The 243-nt window shown below is 44.9% G+C and carries 1 pseudogene; it reads left to right on the forward strand.

The window, feature by feature from the left end:
* Window positions 1–59: 59 nt before the first annotated feature.
* A pseudogene (locus NG901_RS16820) lies at window positions 60–243 on the forward strand (o-succinylbenzoate synthase); the annotation flags it as partial.

Raw genomic sequence — 243 nt, forward strand, 5'->3', positions numbered from 1 at the left:
AGCATTTGTTGCCAATCCTTGCGCAGAAAGAAATACGAACTCCTGAAGAGGTTAACCAGATGTTTAGCTGGATTCAAGGAAATGAAATGGCGAAAGCGGCTGTGGAGCTTGCTGTTTGGGATGCTTTTGCAAAAAATGAGAAGCTCTCATTAGCTAAAATGATTGGCGCAAAGAAGGACTCGATTACGGTTGGCGTGAGCATTGGTGTGCAGCATAGTGCGGAAGCGTTAGTCCAGTTAGTTA

Origin of the sequence: Clostridium sp. CMCC3677 (genome assembly GCF_023845585.1) — a bacterium.
Taxonomy (GTDB): Bacteria; Bacillota; Clostridia; order Clostridiales; family Clostridiaceae; genus Clostridium; species Clostridium aquiflavi.